Source organism: Gordonia spumicola (assembly GCF_009932475.1).
GTDB lineage: Bacteria > Actinomycetota > Actinomycetes > Mycobacteriales > Mycobacteriaceae > Gordonia > Gordonia spumicola.
The window spans coordinates 744,550-764,895 of the sequence record NZ_BJOV01000002.1; the positions used below are offsets into that span (position 1 = coordinate 744,550).

General features: G+C 69.4%; 24 protein-coding genes. 8 read left to right on the top strand and 16 right to left on the bottom strand.

The annotated features are described in order from the left end of the window. Window positions 1–3 precede the first annotated feature (3 nt). Genes GYB83_RS05595 through GYB83_RS05620 form a run of 6 tightly spaced genes read right to left on the bottom strand, consistent with a single transcriptional unit; the run spans window position 4 to window position 2,580 of the window. Complete coding sequence (locus tag GYB83_RS05595) at window positions 4–567, bottom strand: Asp23/Gls24 family envelope stress response protein (RefSeq protein WP_161894529.1); 564 nt, start codon at window positions 565–567, stop codon at window positions 4–6. Beyond that, on the bottom strand, window positions 564–1,145 hold the full coding sequence (locus tag GYB83_RS05600; RefSeq protein ID WP_161894530.1) for a DUF6286 domain-containing protein: 582 nt from the start codon (window positions 1,143–1,145) through the stop codon (window positions 564–566). The genes GYB83_RS05595 and GYB83_RS05600 overlap by 4 nt, the downstream gene beginning before the upstream one ends. Continuing rightward, window positions 1,142–1,603, bottom strand: a complete 462-nt coding sequence (locus GYB83_RS05605; RefSeq protein ID WP_161894531.1) for an Asp23/Gls24 family envelope stress response protein — start codon at window positions 1,601–1,603, stop codon at window positions 1,142–1,144. Before GYB83_RS05605 ends, GYB83_RS05600 begins: the two co-directional genes overlap by 4 nt. Next, window positions 1,596–1,778 (bottom strand): DUF2273 domain-containing protein, encoded by a 183-nt coding sequence (locus tag GYB83_RS05610; protein WP_161894670.1) that lies wholly within the window; start codon window positions 1,776–1,778, stop codon window positions 1,596–1,598. Before GYB83_RS05610 ends, GYB83_RS05605 begins: the two co-directional genes overlap by 8 nt. Then, window positions 1,775–2,080 carry a hypothetical protein gene (locus GYB83_RS05615; RefSeq protein ID WP_161894532.1) on the bottom strand — a complete coding sequence of 102 codons (306 nt, stop codon included), beginning with the start codon at window positions 2,078–2,080 and terminating at the stop codon, window positions 1,775–1,777. The genes GYB83_RS05610 and GYB83_RS05615 overlap by 4 nt, the downstream gene beginning before the upstream one ends. Next, a complete protein-coding gene (locus GYB83_RS05620) occupies window positions 2,080–2,580 on the bottom strand; it encodes an Asp23/Gls24 family envelope stress response protein (protein WP_161894533.1) in 501 nt (166 codons plus the stop codon). The genes GYB83_RS05615 and GYB83_RS05620 overlap by 1 nt, the downstream gene beginning before the upstream one ends. 155 nt (window positions 2,581–2,735) lie before the next feature. On the opposite strand from GYB83_RS05620, the gene GYB83_RS05625 reads away from it, so the two are divergent. Both GYB83_RS05625 and GYB83_RS05630 read left to right on the top strand, forming a co-directional pair. Beyond that, a complete protein-coding gene (locus GYB83_RS05625) occupies window positions 2,736–3,353 on the top strand; it encodes an RNA polymerase sigma factor (RefSeq protein ID WP_228461186.1) in 618 nt (205 codons plus the stop codon). 5 nt (window positions 3,354–3,358) lie between these two features. Further along, window positions 3,359–3,817 carry a hypothetical protein gene (locus GYB83_RS05630; RefSeq protein WP_186349727.1) on the top strand — a complete coding sequence of 153 codons (459 nt, stop codon included), beginning with the start codon at window positions 3,359–3,361 and terminating at the stop codon, window positions 3,815–3,817. 16 nt (window positions 3,818–3,833) lie between these two features. Here GYB83_RS05630 and GYB83_RS05635 read toward each other — a convergent pair whose 3' ends face one another. After that, complete coding sequence (locus tag GYB83_RS05635; RefSeq protein ID WP_161894536.1) at window positions 3,834–4,628, bottom strand: LLM class F420-dependent oxidoreductase; 795 nt, start codon at window positions 4,626–4,628, stop codon at window positions 3,834–3,836. A 72-nt stretch (window positions 4,629–4,700) separates the two neighbouring features. Between GYB83_RS05635 and GYB83_RS05640 the strand changes: the two genes are divergently transcribed. Continuing rightward, entirely contained in the window at window positions 4,701–5,330 is a 630-nt protein-coding gene (locus GYB83_RS05640; protein ID WP_161894537.1) for a class I SAM-dependent methyltransferase, read from the top strand. A gap of 120 nt (window positions 5,331–5,450) precedes the next feature. Beyond that, window positions 5,451–6,662 (top strand): DNA polymerase IV, encoded by a 1,212-nt coding sequence (gene dinB, locus GYB83_RS05645; RefSeq protein WP_161894538.1) that lies wholly within the window; start codon window positions 5,451–5,453, stop codon window positions 6,660–6,662. A gap of 21 nt (window positions 6,663–6,683) precedes the next feature. Here the strand turns inward: dinB and GYB83_RS05650 are convergent, their stop codons facing one another. Beyond that, window positions 6,684–8,240, bottom strand: a complete 1,557-nt coding sequence (locus GYB83_RS05650) for a glycerol-3-phosphate dehydrogenase/oxidase (protein WP_161894539.1) — start codon at window positions 8,238–8,240, stop codon at window positions 6,684–6,686. After that, window positions 8,237–8,893, bottom strand: coding sequence for a TetR/AcrR family transcriptional regulator (locus tag GYB83_RS05655; RefSeq protein WP_161894540.1), 657 nt, complete (start codon window positions 8,891–8,893; stop codon window positions 8,237–8,239). The genes GYB83_RS05650 and GYB83_RS05655 overlap by 4 nt, the downstream gene beginning before the upstream one ends. Window positions 8,894–8,933: 40 nt before the next feature. Here GYB83_RS05655 and GYB83_RS05660 point away from each other — a divergent pair, with 40 nt between their 5' ends. Next, complete coding sequence (locus GYB83_RS05660) at window positions 8,934–10,529, top strand: FAD-binding oxidoreductase (protein ID WP_161894541.1); 1,596 nt, start codon at window positions 8,934–8,936, stop codon at window positions 10,527–10,529. After that, window positions 10,526–11,410, top strand: coding sequence for a diacylglycerol/lipid kinase family protein (locus tag GYB83_RS05665; protein WP_161894542.1), 885 nt, complete (start codon window positions 10,526–10,528; stop codon window positions 11,408–11,410). The genes GYB83_RS05660 and GYB83_RS05665 overlap by 4 nt, the downstream gene beginning before the upstream one ends. Before the next feature lie 125 nt (window positions 11,411–11,535). Here the strand turns inward: GYB83_RS05665 and GYB83_RS05670 are convergent, their stop codons facing one another. Continuing rightward, window positions 11,536–12,441, bottom strand: coding sequence for a quinone oxidoreductase family protein (locus GYB83_RS05670; RefSeq protein WP_161894543.1), 906 nt, complete (start codon window positions 12,439–12,441; stop codon window positions 11,536–11,538). A gap of 37 nt (window positions 12,442–12,478) precedes the next feature. On the opposite strand from GYB83_RS05670, the gene GYB83_RS05675 reads away from it, so the two are divergent. Further along, a complete protein-coding gene (locus GYB83_RS05675; RefSeq protein ID WP_161894544.1) occupies window positions 12,479–13,780 on the top strand; it encodes a TrpB-like pyridoxal phosphate-dependent enzyme in 1,302 nt (433 codons plus the stop codon). Between the two features lie 22 nt (window positions 13,781–13,802). Here the strand turns inward: GYB83_RS05675 and GYB83_RS05680 are convergent, their stop codons facing one another. Continuing rightward, the gene (locus GYB83_RS05680; RefSeq protein WP_308469445.1) at window positions 13,803–14,618 is read right to left on the bottom strand and encodes a PDDEXK family nuclease; all 816 of its coding nucleotides are present in this window, start codon (window positions 14,616–14,618) and stop codon (window positions 13,803–13,805) included. Between the two features lie 178 nt (window positions 14,619–14,796). Between GYB83_RS05680 and argG the strand changes: the two genes are divergently transcribed. Beyond that, entirely contained in the window at window positions 14,797–16,212 is a 1,416-nt protein-coding gene (gene argG / locus GYB83_RS05685; protein WP_161894546.1) for an argininosuccinate synthase, read from the top strand. A 222-nt stretch (window positions 16,213–16,434) separates the two neighbouring features. Here the strand turns inward: argG and GYB83_RS05690 are convergent, their stop codons facing one another. From GYB83_RS05690 to GYB83_RS05710, 5 genes are all read right to left on the bottom strand, one after another. Next, a complete protein-coding gene (locus tag GYB83_RS05690) occupies window positions 16,435–17,007 on the bottom strand; it encodes a GNAT family N-acetyltransferase (RefSeq protein ID WP_161894547.1) in 573 nt (190 codons plus the stop codon). 2 nt (window positions 17,008–17,009) lie between these two features. Beyond that, window positions 17,010–17,585: a TerD family protein gene (locus GYB83_RS05695; protein ID WP_161894548.1), complete on the bottom strand. Its 576-nt coding sequence runs from the start codon at window positions 17,583–17,585 to the stop codon at window positions 17,010–17,012. 100 nt (window positions 17,586–17,685) lie between these two features. Then, window positions 17,686–18,180, bottom strand: a complete 495-nt coding sequence (locus tag GYB83_RS05700) for a TerD family protein (protein ID WP_161894549.1) — start codon at window positions 18,178–18,180, stop codon at window positions 17,686–17,688. Then, window positions 18,177–19,358, bottom strand: a complete 1,182-nt coding sequence (locus tag GYB83_RS05705; RefSeq protein ID WP_161894550.1) for a hypothetical protein — start codon at window positions 19,356–19,358, stop codon at window positions 18,177–18,179. The genes GYB83_RS05700 and GYB83_RS05705 overlap by 4 nt, the downstream gene beginning before the upstream one ends. Continuing rightward, entirely contained in the window at window positions 19,355–20,344 is a 990-nt protein-coding gene (locus GYB83_RS05710) for a hypothetical protein (RefSeq protein ID WP_161894551.1), read from the bottom strand. Before GYB83_RS05710 ends, GYB83_RS05705 begins: the two co-directional genes overlap by 4 nt. Window positions 20,345–20,346: the final 2 nt, after the last annotated feature.

A 20,346-nucleotide genomic window follows, 5' to 3' on the forward strand; every position in this document is an offset into this window, starting at 1 on the left:
CCGTCACCGGGCCGAGGTCGGCTTCTCCAGGTGGATGAAGGCCTGCACGTGGACGTCGGCCCCGGCCACGGCCTCGCGGATCTGGTCGGTCGCGCGTCCCACCCGATCGACGATCTCGGCGTAGCTGCGGTCGGGTCGCGCGGTCACCTCGAGTCGAATGATCTTGCGCGACCGGTCGTCGAGTGCGCGGGCGGACACCTTCTGGAACATGGTGTCGCCGGAGAGTTCGTCGGCGACGGCGGTCGCGATCAGTTTGGGCGCGATCACGAGTTCGCCGCTCTGGTCCGACCCGTCGAGTTCCAGGTCGTCGACGGCCCGCGGCCGCAGTGTCGACCCGATGAGGGACAGTCCCCAGATCAGCGAGAGCACGACGACGCCGCCGAGCGCGGCCGCCCACCATCCGCTGTCGGCGAACCGGCCGATCGATGAGGCGTCGAACCGATCGACCCACTCGGAGATCGGGCGCACGCCCAGGCGCGAGGCGAGTGCGGCGCCGCCGAGGGCGAGCAGGACCAGCGCGATCAATGCGGTGGACAGTCGATGCAGTGAGGCGGGCGCACGGTTCATCGCCGACTCCCGTCTCGTCGAACGAATCGGACCCTCACGCGTGGGGACGAGTCGAGTTCCGCCACGACGGCGTCGACTGCCGCGCGGACGGCGGCCTCGTCGACCGTGTCGCGGCCGTAGACGGTGGACGTGACCCGCCTGCGGGTGACGACGGTCGTCGCCCTGTCGACGCCTGCGACGTCGTCGGCCGCGGCGCTGCAGCGGCGTGCGACGTCCACTCGCCTCGTCCACACCACCTCGTGTCCCGCGAGGCGCAGATGAGTGGGTTTGCGCGGCTTCGCGGACAGGCCGAGCAGTGTCGCGCCCACCACGAGCAGCGCGATCACCGCGGGCCACGTCCAGCTGTCCCACGATGCGTTCGACGCGCGGTGTGCGAGGTCGCCGAGCCACGGGTCGCCCCCCGCCCACCCGGCTCGCACCACCAGATCGCGGACGGCGACGCCGCAGAGGACCAGGAGCGCGGCGCCGAGCACGGCGCCGAACACCGCGGCTCCGGGGAGTCCGGACGGCGTGAACACTCGGCGCGGCGAGGTGTCGGCCGTGCTGGACGCCGCGACCGTCGGGTCTGTCGAAGTCATGAGCTCTCCTCCTCCGATCGATGTGTCTCGGCGCGTGAGTCGGCGTCCTCAAGCGGAGGGAGATCGATGTAACCGCTCTTCCGCCTGGACACCTCGCCCCGCGGAACCAATTGGCGCACAGTCACATCCACTCGCACTGGCCGGTCCCCCGTGAACTCGAGCAGATCGTCGGCCACGCGGGCACGGATCTCCTGGGCCACACGGGTCACGGCGCACGGCCACGCGAGCGCGACCGTCAACGACAGTCTGCGCGCCCGGCCGGACGAGTCGACGGCCGCCCGCGGAAGGTCCGAGCCGATGCCGAGCCGATCCCCCGTCGCACCCAGCAGCGACCCGACGGCGCCGGAATGTCGGACCACTCCGGCGACGTCGAGCGCGGCGCGGGCCGCGATCTTCTCGATCACCCGGTCGGCGATGACCAGATCGCCCGCGGGATCGGCGAGCGGCCCGTCAGCCACGGCCCCTGCTCCGCACGATGGCGCCCAGGTCGATGACGCCGTCGCGGTGCAGGCCGACGATCACGCCGATCCCGCCGAGGACGATCGCGACGACGAGACCCCAGAACCCGCCGGTGGTTGCGGCGATCGCGAGCAGCAGTCCCGCGAACAGTCCGATCACGGCGTTGTTCATCAGCCGACCCTCCGATCCGATTCGACGTCTTCGACGACGACCGTGAACGGTCGGCCCGTCGCCTCCTCGGCGATCTCGCGGACCCGCGTCGCCACGCTCTGCAGGTCGTGGGCGAGATCGACGATCAGGTGGATCTCACCGTCGTCGTCGCGGATGGCGACGCCGGGCACTCGGCGTCCGGGCAGGTACGTCGCGACCTCACCGAACAGACCGCTGTGCAGTGCGACGACGCCGGGGACCGCGAGCACGGCGTCGGCGAGTTCCTCCGCGGGCGCCCTCGTCCCCTCACCGGGGTCGCCGGTCATCACTCGACCCTCCGCGACGATCCCGACTGCTCCGCCTCGTCACCGAAGTTCACATCGTGGACGGTCACGTTGACCTCGGTGACCTCCAGGCCCGTCATCTGCTCGATGGCGCTGATCACGTTGCGACGGATGGCCGCGGCGAGCTGGTGGATGGCGACGCCGTACTCGGCGACGATCGACACGTCGACCGCGGCCTGACGCTCGCCGACCTCGACGTTGATGCCCTGCGTCGCGCTGACCGTGGTGCCGGGCAGGACCTCCCGGACCTTGCCGACCACTCGTTCGGTGGTGCCGCCGACGTCGTGCACGCCGTCGATCTCGCGTGCCGCGATGCCCGCGATCTTCGCGACGACGATGTCGGCGATCGACGTCCGGCCGCGGTCGCCGCCGGTGTCGCGCCGCGCCAACTCCCGTCCGGCGGACGGTGTCGAACCCGTCGACGCGGTGGGATCCGCGTCGTTCGTGGCGTCGGGTGCGGTGGTGGTTGCGTTCTCAGACACGCGAACTCCTTCGTCCATGCCGGCCGAGCCGACTTCTCATGTGTGCACGGATCACGACCCCTCGTCCGACGGCGTCGGATCGCGCGATCCGTGTGTAGGGTCAGTCGCAGTGGACCAGGGGAGTTGCACGCATGATGTCACGTGATGCTCGTCACATGGGTGGACTCGAGCTCGTCGACCTCAGCGACGACGAGCTCGCGGCGGCTGCGGCCGTCGGGGACGCCGAGGCGTTCGCCGTGTTGATCCGCCGGATGTCGCCGGTCCTGTTGCGGTACATGAGGCGAATGGTGAGCGACCGTCAGGTGGCCGAGGATCTCGCTCAAGAGACTCTTCTCGACACGTGGAAAGCGTTGCCCGACTTCGGTTTCCGGAGTTCTTTCCGCACCTGGATGTTCGCCGTGGCGCACCGCAAGACCGTCGACCACCACCGCCGTCGCCGTGACCTCCCAGTGTCGGACGAACGTTTCGCCGAGCTGTCGGCGAACGGACCGGAACCGGCGGATTCGGCGGAGCACTCGGCGCTGATGGACGCGCTGCGGGCCGAACTGGAGAACTTGCCCTACACGTCGCGGGCCGCGTGGTGGCTCAAGGAGGTGGAGGGCCTCACCATCGACGAGGTCGCCCAGGTGCTTCGGGTCAGCAACGGTTCGGTCAGGGGGCATCTCCAACGAAGTCGGAAGTTCCTGGTGGTCAGACTCGCCCCGTGGCAGCCTGGTGCACAACCGTCCGACGACGAGAGATCGAGTGACCGTGGGAGAGGAGACCGGTCGTGAACGACATGAACCATGATGATCCGACCGCAGACCTCACCGACAGATGGCTGGTGGAGGCGGTCCGGGACGACGTCGAACCCGACAGCGACGTGGAGCGACTGATCTCGTCGATCTCGTCCGGCCTGGCGGCGGTGCGACGACCGGCCCGCAGGCTCGCCGCCGACGCGCCCGGCGTCTGGGTGAGCGACCGGGTGGTGAAACAACTCATCGCCGTGAGCGTGCGTCGAAGCATCGGGCGTCTCGTCGTCTTCGCGTCCGTCGACGGAGCCGAGGATCATGTCGACGCCGTGCGGATGGGGCTGGTCGCTCGCTACGCCGACGACCTCGTCGACCTGTCCGAGAGGGTGCGGGACGTCGTTGACGAGGTGCTGACCTCGACGATCGGCCCGGACGTGAGCGGCCCGGCGCGATCGGAGATCTCCGTGCGGTGGCAGGACCTGTACACCAGGGAATGGCTCGACTGACGTCGGCCGTGACCGATCAGCCCCCGCGCTGATCCCGCCATGCGACCAGCTGTTCGACGACGGAGAGGTCGTAGTCGGGACCGTTCACGGCCAGTGTCAGCAGGGTGACGCCCTCGGCCGTGATCGCGTCGCCGAACCGTTTCAACTCGTCGATGCCGCCGTCGGCCTTCAGCTCCGCCGACCGCTCGATGCTCGACGGATCTCGTCCCACGGCGGCGCAGTGCTCGGCGAGTATCGCGGACTTGCGACGGTACGTCTCGACGTCGACGAACGAATGCCAGATGTCGGCGTGCGAGGCCACATGCCGCAGGGTCTTGCGTTCGCCTCCGCCGCCGATCAGCACCGGGATCCTCCGCACGGGCTGGGGATTGAGCAGGGCCATCCGGGACTCGATGCGCGGCAGGGCCTCGCCGAGGGCGTCGAGGCGCGAGCCCGCCGTCGCGAAGTCGTAGCCGTACTCGTCGTAGTCGCGCCGGAACCAGCCGCTTCCGATCCCGAGGATCAGGCGGCCGCCCGAGATGCGGTCGACGGTGCGCGCCATGTCGGCGAGGAGTTCCGGATTGCGGTAGCTGTTGCACGAGACCAGCGGGCCGAACTCGATGCGTTCGGTCTGTTCGGCCAATGCGCCGAGCATCGTCCAGCACTCGAAATGCGCGCCGTCGGGATCACCGGAGAGCGGGAAGAAGTGATCCCAGTTGAACACGATGTCGACGCCGGCGTCCTCGGCGCGACGGACGGCGTCGCGGATCAGACCGTAGTCGGGTGAATGCTGAGGCTGCAGCTGGACGCCGATGCGCACGGGGAACGTCATGCGTTCCAGTGTGCACCCACGCTCGTACGCTCGGTCATGACTTTTCGGCGACGACGTGGCACCGTCGATCCCATGAGTCACGAACACGACCACGAGCCGCAGCAGGCGCCCCGCCATCCAGAGTCCGCACAGGAGTGGGACGAGCGTTACCGGATGTCGGATCGCATCTGGACGACGAACGTGAATCCCGCGCTTCTCGTGGAGGCGGACGGTCTCGCCCCGGGGCGAGCACTCGACATCGGCAGCGGAGAAGGCGCCGATGCACGTTGGTTGGCGGGCCGAGGGTGGAGTGTGACCGCGGTCGACATCTCGCAGGTAGCCGTCGACCGTGCCCGCGAGGCCGACCCGGAGGGAATCATCTCCTGGAATCGCGTCGACCTGATGGTCGAGCCGGTGCCGAACGCGCCGTTCGACCTGGTCTCGGCCTTCTACTTCCCCATCCCGGCCGAGCGCGAGGCTCTCGCCGACGTCCTGATCGACGCGGTCGCACCCGGCGGCACCCTCCTGGTGGTGGCGCACGAGGCCGAAGGCATGCGCGCCCACGGCTTCGATCCGGCCGACTTCGTCCAGCCCGCCGACATCGGCGCACGGCTCGGCGACGGCTGGACCGTCGAGGTGTCCGAGACCCGAGGCCGGGGCATCCCAGCGGGCAACGGCGCCCACATCAACGACGAGGTCCTCCGCGCGCGGCGACACGCCTGAGCCCAGTTCGTCGAGCGCGGCGCCGTTCTGAGCGAGCCTGCGAGCCGAAGGCTTGCACTGAGCGAGCTTGCGAGCCGAAGAGTCGAGACGATTGTCGTACCGCGGTGCCATGATCTGAGCATGCGGATCGAACAGTTCGAACGGGGCGAGGCGTCGATCCTGCACGCCGACCTCGATTCGTTCTACGCGTCCGTCGAGCAGCGTGACCATCCGCATCTGCGCGGGCGGCCGGTGCTGGTGGGCGGCGGTGTGGTGCTGGCGGCGAGCTACGAGGCCAAGGCGATGGGTGTCCGGTCTCCCATGCCCGGTCACGAGGCGAGGGCGCTGTGCCCTTCCGCGGTCACCATGCCGCCGCGGTTCGATATGTACATTGAAGCCTCGAGGTCGGTCTTCGAGGTGTTCCGGGACACGTCTCCGCTGGTGGAGGGCATTTCTGTGGATGAGGCGTTCCTCGACGTTTCAGGTCTGCGGAAGATCAGCGGCACACCTGTCGAGATCGCCGCCCGGCTGCGTGAACGGGTCCGGACGGAGGTCGGACTGCCGATCACGGTCGGCGTCGCCCGCAGCAAGTTCCTCGCCAAGGTCGCCAGTGCGGTCGGCAAGCCGGACGGGCTGCTGCACGTGGAGGCCGGTCGCGAGTTGGACTTCCTGCATCCGCTGCCGGTGCGGCGGCTGTGGGGTGTGGGTGCGAAGACCGAAGCCCGACTGCTCGACGCGGGCATCTCCACGGTCGGCGACATCGCGTCGTTCGGCGAGAAGCACTTGTGCGCGTTGCTCGGGCGCGGCACGGGGACCCACCTGTACGCGCTGTCGATGGCGCGCGATCCGCGTCGAGTCGAGACGGGCAAGCGTCGCAGCTCGATCGGTGCGCAGCGCGCGCTCGGCCGCAGGGTGAAGTCGGAGGCGGACGTGGAGGCGACGCTCCTCGCCATCGTCGACAGACTCGGCGTCCGGCTGCGCAAGGCCGACCGCCTGACGCGGACCGTCGTCCTCCGGTTGCGGTTTCACGACTTCGAGAAGGTCACCCGGTCGCGGTCGCTACGGGAGCCGACCGACTCCACCGAAGCCGTGCTGGCCGTCGCCCGTGGACTGCTCGACGACGCGATGCCGCTGATCCGCGAGCGCGGCTGCACCCTGATCGGACTGTCGTTGACCAATCTCGACGACCACGGCGCCGTCCAACTCGCGCTCCCCTTCGACGGAGACGACCACGCGTCCGACCTCGACATCGCGGTCGACTCCCTCCGCGGCCGTTTCGGCCGAGACGCCGTCACCCGCGCGGCGCTCGTCAACCGCCACCACGGCGACGACGCCCCGATGCTTCCGGACTGAGCGAGTGCTGGAGAGTGACGCTCAGGACACGGTCGCCTCCGCCGCCGACCGCGCGGCATCGGCAACCAGCGGGGTCAGGGAGAGGCGAGTGCGTCGTTCGAGGACGTCGTCGGCGGTCACCGCGCCTTCGGCGTGGACGCCGAACGCGAACTCGGCCGCCGTGATCTCGGTGCCCGCGGCGACGACCTCGGCGAGTGACGGATCGGATGCGCCGAGTGCGACGACGGCAGGCGCCTCGGTTCCGTACTTGGCGATGAGGCGGTCGGGGGCGTCCACACGGCCGAGGGCTTCTGCCGATGCGGCGCCGACCAGCGGCAACGTCCGTGTGCGGCACGCGGATGCCGACAGGCCCGATGCGGCGAGTGCCGCGTCCACGGCGTCTTCCGCCATCCGTCGGTACGTGGTGAGCTTGCCGCCGACGACGGTGACGAGACCGTCGCCCCGAGTGAGGACGGCGTGCTTGCGGGAGACGTCCGACGTCTCGCCCGCGCCCGAGTCGAGGAGCGGCCGAAGGCCCGAGTAGGTGCCGAGCACGTCGGAGCGAGTCAGCGGGGTGCCGAGTGCGAGGTTCACGGTGTCGAGCAGGAAGTCGATCTCCGACTCGTCGGGCCGCGGCACGTCGGGGATCTCGCCGTCGGCCTCCTCGTCGGTCAGTCCGACGTAGACCCGCCCGTCGGGTTGCGGCAGCGCGAACACGTACCGCCCGAAGTGTCCGGGCACGGCGACGGTGAGACCGGCGCGCAGACCGTCGAAGCTGTCCTGGCTCATCACCAGGTGAGTGCCGCGGCTGGGGCGCAGCGCGATCGCCGAGTCGACCTGCGCGGCCCACACCCCGGTCGCGTTGACGACGGCCTTCGCGCGCAGCTCGAAGCTGCGGCCGGTGAGCTCGTCGGTCACGTCGACAGACGAGCCGGTCACCTGATCGGCGCGGGCATGAGTCAGGACCGTGGCGCCGAGCGACGCCGCGGTCCGCGCGATCCCGACCACGAGTCGGGCGTCGTCGTTGAGCTGGCCGTCCCAGTTGAGGAGGCCGCCGCGCAGCCCGTCGCGTTTGACCGTCGGAGCCATCGCGATCACCTCGGCCGCCGAGATGCGGCGCGACCGTGCGAGAACCGACGAGGGCGTCCGGGCCGCGACCCGAAGCGCGTCGCCGGCCAGGAATCCGGTGCGGGTGAGGGCGGCGTCGAAGAACGTGACGTCAGACGTCAACGGAACCACCTGCGGCAGGGGCCTGACCAGGTGCGGAGCGATGGTGCAGATCAAGGCGTCCCGTTCGACGGCGCTCTCGTACGCGATGCCGACGGCACCCGATGCGAGGTACCGGAGGCCGCCGTGGACGAGCTTCGACGACCACCGGCTGGTGCCGAACGCGAGGTCGCGGCTCTCGATGAGCACTGTCGACAGTCCGCGCGACACGGCGTCGAGTGCGACACCGGCACCGGTGACGCCTCCGCCGATCACGATGAGATCGACGTCCGGCGCCGTGGCGAGCCGTTCGAGGTCGGCCGAGCGGCGCGACGGGGACAGCAGCGACGACGCATCGATCGCGGGATGGTCGGCGAGGAGTTCGAACGTCATGGGCGGAGATACCTTTCGAGGAGTTCCGAGAGTTCGTCGTCGAGGGCGTCGACGTCGTCGGGGTCGGCGAACACGGGGCCGGTCAGCGTGAACGACCACGCCATCTGCAGGACGGTGGTCGCCATGCGGCGAGGAGACCCGTCGCGGATCACGCCCGTCGCCTGCCCCGCGGTCAGCAGAGTCTCGATCATCTCGAGCTGCGAGCGCGACGTCCGGCCGCTGCGGTGCAGGAGGTACGGCATGAGGAATTCGGGGTCGAGCTCGATGATCCGCTGCAGCAGCGGATGGGTGCGCGCCCCGCGGACGAGATGCACGAGCGAGACGATCATCGATTCCCGGCTGTCCAGCCCGTCGGTGGTCGGCGTCTGCGCGGCGATCCGGGTGAACTCGCGCGTCGTGACCTGTGCGGCAAGGGATTCCACGTTCGGGAAACGTCGGTACAGGGTGGCGCGTGAGACGCCCGCGGTCCGTGCCACGTCGGCCATCGTGGTGCGGCGGATGCCGATCGTCGCCATCAGTCTGGCCGCCGCGTCGAGGATCACGTCTTCGCTGATCGCGTTCGCGGCGGTTCTCCCCTCGACTCCGCTCGGGGGGCGGGAGGAACGCTCATCGGCTCGGGAGGGATGCTCTCCATTGATTCGCTGCGACACCATGTGTATAACTGTATCACCACCGACGAACGGAAGGCCGATCATGACCACGAGCGAGACAACCGTCGACGTCGTCGACTTCACCCCGGGCCGCTGGGGCAATCCGAACGACCCGATGCTCCTCTCCGACTCCGTCGTCGGCGCTCTCACGATGCTCGGCATCAACGAGGCCGCACCCGCGCCCGTCGCCTTGTCGATCCCGGCGACCCGCCTCGACGCCGACGCCCTGACCGCGCTCGCCGACACGGGCGCTCGGGTCAGCACCGACGACGCCGCCCGCGCCGCCCGCCTGCGCGGTTACTCGACGCCCGACCTCCTCAAGTTCCGGGCCGGCGACGCGAGCGACGCACCCGACGCCGTCGTCGTCCCGACCAGCGCGGATCAGGTGGCCGCCGTCCTCGCGACCTGCGACGGTCGAGGCATCGCGCTGAGTCCCTTCGCGGGCGGGACCACGGTCACGGGCGGCCTGCAGCCGACCCGCGAACGCCCCGTGATCAGCCTCGACCTGCGCAGCTTGACCGGCCTCCTCGCGCTCGACGAGGTCTCCCAGATCGCGACCCTCGCGGCGGGCACCCGCCTGCCCGAGGCCGAACGACTCCTCGCCGAACACGGCTACGAGCTCGGCCACTTCCCGCAGTCGTACGAGGGCGCCACGGTCGGCGGCTGCGCCGTCACGCGGTCGGCGGGCCAGTCGTCCATCGGGTACGGCCGGTTCGACGACATGGTGGTCGGGCTGACCCTCGTCACCCCGCGGGGCGTCGCCGAGATCGGCACCGCACCGAAGTCGGCGGCCGGTCCCGACCTGCGTCAACTCGTCCTCGGCAGCGAAGGCGCCTTCGGCGTCGTGACCGCCGTGCGGGTGCGCGTGCACCCGGTGCCCGCCGTTCGTCGCTTCTACGGTTGGCACTTCCCCGACTTCACCGCGGGCTCGGCCGCGATGCGCGCGCTGGCTCAGGCCAACGTGAAGCCGACCGTCCTGCGCCTGTCGGACGAGGCGGAGACCGGCCTCAACCTCGCGAACCCGTCGGCCGCGGGCTCGGCGAGCGGTCCCGTCGGAGGTTGCCTCATGATCGTCGGATTCGAGGGCGACGAGGCCGACGTCGACTGCCGCGACACCTACGTCACCGCGCGCCTGGCCGAGCTCGGCGGCGTCCCGCTCGGCGCCGAGCCCGGTGAGCACTGGCGCGAAGGCCGATTCCGCGGTCCCTACCTGCGCGATCCGCTGCTCGACGCCGGAGCCCTCGTCGAGACGCTCGAGACCGTGACATTCTGGTCGAACATCGACAAGCTCAAGGCCGATGTCACGGCCGCCGTGACCGGAGCCCTCGGCGAGCAGGGCACCCCGGCCGTCGTCATGTGCCACATCTCGCACGTGTACCCGACCGGCGCGTCGCTGTACTTCACCGTCATCGCCAATGCGCTCGCCGACCCGCTCGCGCAGTGGGGCGAGGCGAAGTCCGCAGCGAACGCGGCGATCCGTGCCGCGGGCGCGTCGATCACCCATCACCACGCCGTCGGCACCGATCACCGGGCCACCTACCTGGACGAGATCGGCGACGTTCAGGTGACGGCGCTGCGTGCCGTGAAGTCCGCGCTGGATCCCAACGGGGTCCTCAATCCGGGCATCCTGCTGCCGTGAGACTGGTCGCGATCGTCAATCCGATCTCCGGCGGCGGGGCGGCCAAAGAGCAGTGGCCCGCCGTCGAAGCCGAGCTCGCCCGCCTCGGAGTGTCCGACGTCGAGGTGATCGAGTCGACATCGTCCGCCGACGCCACCGCGCTCGCCGCCGCGGCCGCCCGCGATGGCGCCGTCGCGGTGGCGGTCGGCGGCGACGGACAGGTGCGCGACGTGGCGGCCGGTGTCCTCACCGTCGACGGCGCCCGTATGGGCATCGCCGCGGCCGGACGCGGCAACGATCTCGTCCGTCACCTCGGACTGCCGCTCGATCCCGTCGCCATCGCGCAGATCCTCGCGGGCGACAGGGTCCGCCGGATCGACGTCCTCGACATCGCCACGTCGGACGGCTCGACCGTGACCGCCGTCGGCAACGTGTACGTGGGACTCGACTCCGTCGCGACCGAACTCATCAACCGGCTCCGGTGGATGGGCCGACTGGCCTACCGCGTCGCACCCGTCCTCACGGCGCTGCGCTGGAAGCCGTTCCGCGTCGCGCTGACGATCGACGGGCATCGGTCCCAGGCGAAGGCCCACATGGTCGTCATCGCCAACTCCGGCGACTACGGGCACGGGTTGCGCATGGTTCCGTCCGCATCGGTCGACAGCGGATCGGTCGAGGTGATGCTCCTGCGCGGCGAGCACTCCGTGTTCGGACTCGCCAGCCTCATGAAGCAGGCGAAGACCGGTGCGCATGTGGATCGCCGGGAGGTGGAGTTCCACAACGGAACCACCGTGACGATAGACGCCGACCGACCGCTGCCCGTCCACGCCGACGGCGACCTGGTCGCGGAGTTCCCGGTGACGGTGACGCTTCGCTCCGCGGTGCTGCCGATCCTGGTGTAGCGCGGCACTACGACCCTTACTGTGCTCACTCGCGAGTCCTCCGGTCCTTGAGCGACCGCGAGTCCTCCGGTCCATGAGCGACCGCGAGTCCTCCGGTCCTTGAGCGAGCTTGCGAGTCGAAAGGCCTACCCGCAGACCAGCACCACCTTTCCGCCTGCGAGGCCGGCGGACACGAGGGCGAGGGCGGAGACGGCGTCGTCGAGCGCGAAGGTCCGCGCGATCGGGACGACGAGCTCACCGGCCGCGACCATCGCGATCAGCCCGACGCGGGCCGCGTCCCGGAACGCGGCGCTCTCCGGGTCGAGTCCGGCGACGGCGACCACACCGTGTCGCTGGGCGGCCGCCTTGTTCGCGGCGGTGATGATCCGCGATCGGTCGTCGACGAGGGCGAGAGAGGCCTCCATCGCCTCCGCGGTGCCGGCGAGGTCCAGCACGGCGTCGACCGGGCCGTCGATCCGCTCGAGCAGATCGGGGCCGTACGGCACGGCCGCGCCGCCGAACCGGGTCACCGCGTCGAGCCGATCCGGGGCCGCGGTGCCGATCACCCGGACACCCGCGCGCGCCGCGAGCTGCAGGAGCGTAGCGCCGACGGCCCCCGACGCTCCGTGCATGAGGATCGTCTCCCCGGTCACCGCGCGGGAACGATGCAGCATGTCGGCGGCGGTCGTCCCGGCCAGGAGCAGCCCGGCGGCCTCGACGTCGTCGACGGTCTCGGGCAGGGGCAGTGCGGAGGAGCCGGGCACGGTGATCTCGGTGGCATAGCCGCCGTGGACGCGGAACGCCACCACCCGGTCGCCGATCTCGAACCGAGTGCCGTCGCCGACGGCTGTGACGACTCCCGACACCTCGTAGCCGATCGGTAGCGGAAACGACGCGGCGCGTCGGATATGTTTGAGGTCGGCGGGGTTCACGCCCGCCGCCCGGACCTGGATCCGGATCTCGCCAGGCCCGGGTTCGGGGGCCGTGAACGGCACGAACTCGAAGGCGTCGAGGCCTTCTGGGCCGGTCGCATGCCAACGCTCACCCGTCATGAGGCCCGACCTTAGTCCGGCGGCTACTGTGACGAGCATGACATCCAATGTTGACGCGTCGAATCCCGATCTGGTGACGGTCGGCGTCCCCACCCACTGGTACAACCTGGCCGCCGAGCTCGACGAGCCGATTCCGCCGCACCTGCATCCCGGCACCAAGGAGCCGGTGGGTCCGGACGACCTCGCCGCTCTCTTCCCCGCGGGTCTGATCGCGCAGGAGGTCTCGACCGAGGCCTACATCGAGATCCCCGAGCCGGTCCGCGAGATCTACAAGATGTGGCGCCCGTCGCCGCTGCTGAGGGCCCGCAAGTTCGAAGAGGCGTTGAACACGAAGGCCCGCATCTACGTGAAGTACGAGGGCGTGAGTCCCGTCGGCAGTCACAAGACGAACTCGGCCGTAGCGCAGGCGTACTACAACAGCGTCGACGGCGTGAAGAAGCTGACCACCGAGACCGGTGCAGGTCAGTGGGGCAGTGCGCTGTCGTTCGCCGGCGCCCAGTTCGGCATCGACGTCGAGGTGTGGCAGGTCCGCGCATCGTACGACTCGAAGCCCTACCGCGGTCATCTCATCCGCACGTACGGGGGCACCCTGCACCCGAGCCCGTCCGACCTCACCGAGGCGGGCCGCGCGATGCTCGAGAAGGATCCGAACACCACGGGCAGCCTCGGCATGGCCGTGTCGGAGGCGGTCGAGGTGGCCGCCAAGAACGACGACACCCGCTATGCCCTCGGCAGCGTCCTGAACCATGTGGTCCTGCATCAGAGCGTGATCGGACAGGAGGCCGTCGACCAGCTGTACGCCGTCGAGCCGGGCGGCGCAGATGTCGTGTTCGGTTGCGCCGGTGGCGGTTCGAACCTCGCCGGGCTGTCGTTCCCGTTCCTGCGGGAGAAGCTCCACGGCCGGTCGAACCCGCGCATCGTCGCCGCCGAGCCGTCGGCCTGCCCGTCGATCACGCAGGGCGAGTACCGCTACGACCACGGCGACGTCGCGGGCCTCACTCCCCTGCTGAAGATGCACACGCTCGGCATGGACTTCGTTCCCGACCCCATCCACGCGGGCGGTCTCCGCTACCACGGCATGGCTCCGGCCCTCAGCCACACGGTTGAGCTCGGCCTGGTCGAGGGCACCGCGATCGATCAGCACGACGCGTTCAGCGCGGGCGTGCAGTTCGCCCGTGCGCAGGGCATCGTTCCGGCGCCCGAATCGACGCACGCGATCGCCGCGTGTGCCGCTCACGTCGCGAACAGTGACAAGGAAGAAGTGGTCGTCATCGGCCTTTCCGGCCACGGTCAGCTCGACCTCCCCGCCTACGCGGACTTCCTCAACGGCGGCTTCTGACCGAGCTGCCTCGAGGATCGCCTCAGAAATCGGACCACGAGGGCATATTGCCCTCGTGGTCCGATTCGCGAAGCGATCTTTGCACCATTGCGCGGTCGCGGACGCTCCGCGCACGGTGACGGTCGGCCCGAGTGATCGCGCGGATGTCGGCGAGGGTGCCGGGCCAGTCGTACAGGATGTCGTCGTACGTGAGCCGCATCGTCAGCCATCCATCGAGCAGGGCGCGGCGGTCGCGATGATGATCGCGCTCGTAGTCCTCGCGGCTCGAGTGGTGAAGCACCGAGTCGCATTCAAGAATCAGCTTCCCGATCCGCAGGTCGGACCAGCCGATTCCCGCTATCCGCGGCTGGACGACAACTGTGAAATGGGCCGCGCGGAGCCGAACCCGCGTGATGCTCTCCGTCCCGGATTGTGCGCGCGGATCGGTGCGGTAGGCGAGGTCGCGGACTGTCGGTCCGACCGCTCCCATCTGAGCGAGTAGATCCTCGACCGATTCGCCGGTCGAGTTCAGATACGAGTCGCACACGGCAATCCATTCGTCGGACTCGAGGCAGTGGGCCGCGTACTTGAGAGCGATGGGGATGGAGTCGACCGCGTCGACGGTGGACCGGACTGGCCCCTGAAAGGGTCGGCATGCGGTGTTCTTGCCGGTCATCTTGGGACTGCGTCGCAGGTGCAGTGCGGTGTGCCCGGGCGGCACCCACAGTCCGTGGAACTGCAACGCCGACACGCATCCGAGGACGCCGCCGTCTCGCACGGCGGTCGCCGCACGGAGATCGTGAGCGCCGAGGGCGAACCATCCGGGCCGCAGGCGGGTGAGTGTGCCGTTCTCGACCATCCTGCGGATGTCGGTGTCCGTCAGCCCCTCGGCATGCAGTTGCGCGCGAGTTCGTATCCCAGCATCCCCCATACAAGGTCAGACGCACAGACGCCAGGAGTGGTTCCGCGACGCGCGGTCGTGGGTCGCAATCCGACCGGATTCGGTGGGACGCGGAACCACTGTTTAAGCTGGACGTATGTCGAAAGTGCTGAGCTCTCTGCCCAAGGGTGAGCGTGTCGGAATCGCCTTCTCGGGTGGCCTTGACACCTCCGTCGCCGTCGCGTGGATGCGTGAGAAGGGGGCCATCCCCTGCACGTACACCGCCGATCTCGGCCAGGCGGACGAGCCGGACATCGCCTCGGTGCCCGGTCGCGCCGGTCAGTACGGCGCCGAGATCTCGCGTCTCGTCGACTGCCGTTCGGCGCTCGTCGAGGAGGGCCTCGTCGCCCTGCAGTGCGGTGCGTTCCACATCCGCAGCTCCGGCAAGACGTACTTCAACACCACGCCGCTCGGGCGCGTCGTGACGGGCATGCTGCTGGTCCGTGCCATGAAGGAGGACGGCGTCGACATCTGGGGCGACGGCTCCACCTACAAGGGCAACGACATCGAGCGGTTCTACCGCTACGGCCTGATGGCGAACCCGAACCTGCGGATCTACAAGCCGTGGCTCGACACCCAGTTCGTCGAGGAGCTCGGCGGCCGCCACGAGATGAGCCAGTGGCTGGTCGAGCGGAAGCTCCCCTACCGCGACTCTCAGGAGAAGGCGTACTCGACCGACGCCAACATCTGGGGCGCCACCCACGAGGCCAAGACCCTCGAGCACCTCGATCACGGCCTGGACGTGGTGGAGCCGATCATGGGCGTCGCAGCCTGGCGCGACGACGTCGAGGTCGCCACCGAGGACGTCACGATCCGCTACGAGCAGGGTCGCCCGGTCGCCATCAACGGCGAGGTGTTCGACGACGCCGTCGCCCTCGTCCTCAAGGCCAACGAGATCGGCGGACGCCACGGCCTCGGCGTCTCGGACCAGATCGAGAACCGCATCATCGAAGCCAAGTCGCGCGGCATCTACGAGGCCCCCGGCATGGCGCTGCTGCACATCGGCTACGAGCGTCTCGTCAACGCGATCCACAACGAGGACACCGTCGCCAACTACCACAACGAGGGCCGTCGCCTCGGTCGTCTCATGTACGAGGGCCGCTGGATGGACTCGCAGGCGCTCATGCTGCGCGAAGCCCTCGTCCGTTGGGTCGGCTCGGCGATCACCGGCGAGGTGACCGTCCGTCTGCGCCGTGGCGACGACTACCACTTCCTGAACACGCAGGGCCCGTCGCTGTCGTACCACCCGGACAAGCTGTCGATGGAGCGCGTCGGAGACGCGGCGTTCGGCCCGTCCGACCGCATCGGCCAGCTCACCATGCGCAACCTCGACATCGCCGACTCGCGCGCACGTCTCGAGCAGTACGCGACCCTCGGCATCGTCGGCGGAGCCACGGCGGAGCTCGTCGGCGAACTGTCGCAGGGCGGCGCTCAGGCGATCGCAGGCGGTCAGCCGGAGGACGCGGCCTCCGAGTCGCTCGACCGCGCGGCGATCGACTTCGGCGTCGACTAGGGCGTGTTGCCAAACTCTCTTCGCCTGTCTCGACGGCCCGATGAACGCCTGGCCGCGTTGTCGTCGGTCGAGATACCTACCGGTATCCCTCCCTCCTCCGCCTTGCCAGTCGTCCATCGGATCCGCCGATCCGAGGCGGAAGAGTTTGGCAACACACCCTAGACGGCCCCACGACGACAGCCCGGCCCCGCTTGCGGGTGCCGGGCTGTCGTCGTCTTCGGGTCAGTGCAGGTCGTGGCGCATGATCACTCGCGGGAATCCGCCGGACAGGGACGACGTGGCTCCCGCGTAGGAGAACCCGGCCTTCTCGAACATGGCACGGGAACCGACGAAGGCCATGGTCAGGTCGATCCGGTCGTCGCCGTTGTCGGACGGATAGCCCTCAAGGACCGGAGCTCCGTGCGATCGCGCGAAGTCGACGGCGCCGTCGAGCAATGACGCCGTGATGCCCTTGCCTCGATGACCGGGCCGCACCCGCAGGCACCACACGGACCAGACGGGCAGGTCGTCGAGGTGCGGGATCTTCGTCGACCGAGCGAACGACGTCTCCGAACGCGGGGCGACGCCCGCCCAGCCGACCACCTCGTCACCGTCGAACGCCAGCACTCCGGGGGCGATCTCCGACTCGCACAGGCCGCGGACGTAGTCGCCGCGAGCGGGGCCGACCAACGAGCGGTTCTGCTTGGCCGGGAGCCGATGGCTGAGGCAGAAGCAGACGCTCGCATCGGGCCGCTTGGGCCCGATCATCGTCCGCACGGCCTCGAAGTCGTGGGCCGCGCGGACGACGACCGTCATGGTCAGACGTTGACGCCGTAGTCGCGGGCGATGCCCGCGAGACCGGACGCGTAGCCCTGGCCGATGGCCCGGAACTTCCATTCGCCGTTGTAGCGGTACAGCTCGCCGAAGCTCATCGCCGTCTCCGACGACGCGTCCTCGGTCAGGTCGTATCGGGCGATCTCGGAGCCGTTGGCGCGGTTCACGACGCGGATGAACGCGTTGCGGACCTGACCGAACGACTGCCCGCGGGCGACGGCGTCGTGGATCGACACCGGGAAGACGATGCTCTGGATCTCCGGCGGAACGCCCGCGAGGTCGACGTTGATCGACTCGTCGTCGCCGTCGCCCTCACCGGTCAGGTTGTCGCCGGTGTGCTCGATGGAGCCGTCCGGCGAGCGGAGGTTGTTGTAGAAGATGAAATGCTGGTCCGACAGGACCTTGCCGTTCGACCCGAGGGCCAGCGCACTGCCGTCGAGGTCGAAGTCGGCGCCCGACGTGGTGCGGACATCCCAGCCGAGACCGATGGTCACCGCGGTGAGGCCGGGGGCCTCCTTGGCGAGGGAGACGTTTCCGCCCTTGGCGAGGCTCACGCTCATGAGATTGTTCCCTTTCGATTGGATGTGTCGATTCCAGACCACTTCATCACGGTCCGCTGATCAATGTCTGAGAAGTCATCCGGTCGATGCACGGCGCTCGTCACACATTGACGCCGAAACGTCGTGCGACAGACTGCAGATCAGGTTCGACGGAGGACATGGCGTCGAGGATCCACCGGTCACCGTCGCGCACGATCAGAGCGTAGACGAGAGCCCGCGCCGCGCCGTGCCGCTCCGCGATCTCGTAGAAGGCGATGGGGCCGAGCGCCTCGTCGTCGATTGCGAGCACGGCATCGCACAGGTCGCCGAAGGCGCCGTTCCCGTTGTAGACGGTCGCGAGCACCGCGATCGCCGTCGTCTCCGGAGGCAGGTGATCGAGGTTGATCGTCAGCGTCTCCTCGGTGACGCCGTCGGCGCCGCCGGAATGTTTGACGGCTCCGTTCGTCGACACCGGATTGTTGAAGAAGACGAAGTCGGAGTCGTTCGCCACCCGGCCCGACGTCAACACGAACGCGGCGAGGTCGAGGTCGAAGTCGTTGTTGGAGCCGCGGGAGTCCCAGAATGTCCGCACGGTGACGGTGGTGAGTGTGGTCATCGGGGCGCCCACGCCGGGTCTTCGAGTGCTCCGGTGCCCGCGAGCAGCCAGCGCACCGGGTCGGCGCAGCGGAACGACGAGATGCCGTTGCGGTGCAGCTTCTCCCCCGTCGGCGACTCACCGAGCGCCGACACCACGAAGAACTGGTGCCGGTGCTCCTGCCCGTAGACGTTCCGGATGCGCCGCAGCTGCGGACCGGCCCCGAGCCGGTGCAGCAGGCTCTTGATCTCGGCGTCGACGAGCTGCCCGTCCGCGTGGTCGTACTGCCGGGAGACGAGTCCCGGATCGCGGTTGTACGCCGCGCCCGCATTGCCCATCGCCTGGCTCCACTTGCCGTTCTCGACCTCGGCGAGCTTCTGGAACGCGTCGAACTTCGACAGGATCACCGCGATCGACGGTGTGCCCGCCCCGACGAGGTCGAGCACCGTTCGCAGCACCTCGCGGGGATCGCCGCCCAGCACCGGCGGGATGGGGATCATGTCCTGCAATTCGGCGGCGATCTCCGGGACGCGCAGCGGGTCGAACAGGAAGAACACCGAGTCGGCGCGCGAGAAGAAGTCGTGTACCGGGCCGGTCACGTTCTGCGGGTTCTCCAGGTCCTCGCCTGCGACGTCGCGGATCACCAGATACCGGGTCTGGCCGTTCCAGATGCCGATCGAGAAGATCAGCGGGTGATGCGCGTACGCGGTGGCGCTCGGCGTCGCCGCGATGATCCCCTGTTCCTCGTACAGCGGTTGCTCGTACTGGGTCCGGTATCGCTCTCGCGTCACCTGATCCGCCGGTTCGACGACCTCGTCGTACTGCTCGGCCAGCCGCTGCAACTGTTTGATGAGCACCGCGATGTACACGGTCTTGCCCGTCCACCGTGCCCCGGCCATCGCGATGCACGTCGCGTGTCCGGCCCGCCACTGCGGCAGCAGCACGTAGTGGCACGTCGGGCACACCTGATCGACGGACGACGGCGGCACATCGTCGGGCAGCGGAGACCAGTCCGGGCCCGCATTCGACGGCATGCGCGACGTATGGACCTCGCCCATCGTCACCGTGTGCCCGGTGTAGGCGGTGGCGGGCTCGTCCACGCTCACCGAGTCGGGAGCCTTCAGAGTCCACGCGTACACGTCCGGCGGCAGGACGTGGAAGCAGCGCGGGCACTTCGTCGAGTAGTCGGGCGTCGTCATGCGAGTAGGCCCCTCTCTCTGACCGATCGGAGAAGGTCGGCGACGATCGCGGTGATCGCCGACGCGTCTCCCGCGAGACGTTCCTGAGCATCGTCGCCCCGGAGCAGACAGACGGCGGTAGCCGGAGCCGTGACAGCGCCGGTCGCGACCGTCAAGCCGACGACGTGACTGTTCGGCGTCGGCACGGCGGGGACCGGTCCGTCGGTGATGACGACGGTCAGCGTGGGACCGGAGACGGGCGTCGCCAGGCCGGGCACGAGGTCGGCGGCCAGTCCGAGACCGGTGGCAGGCGGATCGCCAGCCCGCGTGCCGAAGTCGGCGAGTCCGACGCGGACGAAGTCGGTGGCGGCGGGCCCGGTGGCGAGCCAGTCGACGGTTGTCTGTCCGCTGATCACGGCGGTGACGCCCGCGACGATGTCGGCGCAGGCCGCGACCGCGCGCTGCGCGAACGCCGGAGCCATCGACGTCGACAGGTCGACGATGCACCGCACACCCATCTCGCTCGACGCCCGCACGTGGTCGACGCCGAGCACACCGCGCGTCGCGATCCGGGCCGCGTGGGCGACCGGCGGCAGCGGCACGTCCTCCACGTCGAGCAGGGTGGTGATCTGCAAGCTGCCGTCGGGCTGCGGCGCAACCGTCGCCAGGTCGACGAACGCCAGTCCCGACACGTCGCGGGGGGCGAGCGACGCGGTGTCGCCGCCGCGGCCCAGCGCGCCCTCCGGTGTCATCGACAGATGCAGGATGGTGTTGGGCGCGAACCGTTCCAGACCCGCGGCGGGGAGGGCGCCGATCGTCGTCATCTCGGTGATCGACGGCAGGATCACCATGTGGGGGCCGTTCGGCACCGACGGCACCGCGGCTCCGCTCTCCGACCGCGTCGTCACCCGGGCGCGGACCCCGGCGTCCGACGTGGTCAGGGTGACGGCGAGGGGGCCGCGCGGAAGCCGGGCGGTGTTGCTGCTGTCGAGCACGTACGTAGCCACGA

Coding starts and splice junctions, on each gene's coding strand:
- GYB83_RS05595 (WP_161894529.1), bottom strand. CDS start 567: ATGAACCGTGCGCCCGCCTCACTGCATCGACTGTCCACCGCATTGATC.
- GYB83_RS05600 (WP_161894530.1), bottom strand. CDS start 1,145: ATGACTTCGACAGACCCGACGGTCGCGGCGTCCAGCACGGCCGACACC.
- GYB83_RS05615 (WP_161894532.1), bottom strand. CDS start 2,080: ATGACCGGCGACCCCGGTGAGGGGACGAGGGCGCCCGCGGAGGAACTC.
- GYB83_RS05625 (WP_228461186.1), top strand. CDS start 2,736: ATGGGTGGACTCGAGCTCGTCGACCTCAGCGACGACGAGCTCGCGGCG.
- GYB83_RS05630 (WP_186349727.1), top strand. CDS start 3,359: ATGAACCATGATGATCCGACCGCAGACCTCACCGACAGATGGCTGGTG.
- GYB83_RS05635 (WP_161894536.1), bottom strand. CDS start 4,628: ATGACGTTCCCCGTGCGCATCGGCGTCCAGCTGCAGCCTCAGCATTCA.
- GYB83_RS05640 (WP_161894537.1), top strand. CDS start 4,701: ATGAGTCACGAACACGACCACGAGCCGCAGCAGGCGCCCCGCCATCCA.
- dinB (WP_161894538.1), top strand. CDS start 5,451: ATGCGGATCGAACAGTTCGAACGGGGCGAGGCGTCGATCCTGCACGCC.
- GYB83_RS05650 (WP_161894539.1), bottom strand. CDS start 8,240: ATGACGTTCGAACTCCTCGCCGACCATCCCGCGATCGATGCGTCGTCG.
- GYB83_RS05655 (WP_161894540.1), bottom strand. CDS start 8,893: ATGGTGTCGCAGCGAATCAATGGAGAGCATCCCTCCCGAGCCGATGAG.
- GYB83_RS05660 (WP_161894541.1), top strand. CDS start 8,934: ATGACCACGAGCGAGACAACCGTCGACGTCGTCGACTTCACCCCGGGC.
- GYB83_RS05670 (WP_161894543.1), bottom strand. CDS start 12,441: ATGACGGGTGAGCGTTGGCATGCGACCGGCCCAGAAGGCCTCGACGCC.
- GYB83_RS05675 (WP_161894544.1), top strand. CDS start 12,479: ATGACATCCAATGTTGACGCGTCGAATCCCGATCTGGTGACGGTCGGC.
- GYB83_RS05680 (WP_308469445.1), bottom strand. CDS start 14,618: ATGGTCGAGAACGGCACACTCACCCGCCTGCGGCCCGGATGGTTCGCC.
- argG (WP_161894546.1), top strand. CDS start 14,797: ATGTCGAAAGTGCTGAGCTCTCTGCCCAAGGGTGAGCGTGTCGGAATC.
- GYB83_RS05690 (WP_161894547.1), bottom strand. CDS start 17,007: ATGACGGTCGTCGTCCGCGCGGCCCACGACTTCGAGGCCGTGCGGACG.
- GYB83_RS05695 (WP_161894548.1), bottom strand. CDS start 17,585: ATGAGCGTGAGCCTCGCCAAGGGCGGAAACGTCTCCCTCGCCAAGGAG.
- GYB83_RS05700 (WP_161894549.1), bottom strand. CDS start 18,180: ATGACCACACTCACCACCGTCACCGTGCGGACATTCTGGGACTCCCGC.
- GYB83_RS05705 (WP_161894550.1), bottom strand. CDS start 19,358: ATGACGACGCCCGACTACTCGACGAAGTGCCCGCGCTGCTTCCACGTC.